The 742-nt window shown below is 39.6% G+C and carries 1 protein-coding gene; it reads right to left on the minus strand.

All coding sequences use genetic code 11. The features are described from left to right. On the minus strand, positions 1–356 hold a 356-nt coding region (locus KIV40_RS35105; RefSeq protein ID WP_285354098.1), incomplete at its 3' end, for a gamma-glutamyl-gamma-aminobutyrate hydrolase family protein. Between the last annotated feature and the right edge of the window lie 386 nt (positions 357–742).

A 742-nucleotide genomic window follows, 5' to 3' on the forward strand; every position in this document is an offset into this window, starting at 1 on the left:
TTCATCTCTTGAAAGCCACGGCAGATACCTAAACACGGAATGTCTTTATCAATCGCTTGGCGCAGCAGTGAAAAAGAGAGCTCGTCGCGCGCTTCATCTTTCTCTGCCTCTTGATGCGTCGCGTTGTAGTGGTGCGGCGCAACATTCGAGTGACTGCCCGGAAATAAAAAGCCATCACACATCTCAAGGATTCGTTCGATATCTTCACTCGACATATCTGGCGCTAACATCAGCGGCAACCCGCCGAAGTCTTTTACTGCCGCTAGATAGAAGTCATTAACGGCTTGTATTTGATAGCCACCCAACTCTTTCGCGCAGCTAACAATTCCAATAAGGGGTTTGCTTTGTGTAGACATGTTACTTCCGTGCTCGATTTATTTAACACTCACACTACAAACCATGTACAAAATTATCAACACCGATGTTCGATATTCTGACCAAATCGTGACCAACGCCTCTTTTTTGGTCAAAAAAACGGCTAATTTTGCTCATTATATTGAGCAAAAACCGATCAGCTGTTACAAAATAGTTAACAAAAACATCTTTCATGAAATTTACAACTTGAAAGAAAATCAAAATAAACCATTGTATTTTAAGCAAATAAAACAAAATCTTTAGACTTTAGTCTTATCGACACAACTCAGTTGTTTATTTTTTGTTGCTTTAGGTTTGCTGTACAGAGGCTAGTTGGAGAACTCAATGGAATCGTATCTACAGGAAGTTAAAAATTTTCGACAAAAAT

The sequence above is a fragment of the Vibrio sp. D173a genome (assembly GCF_030248475.1).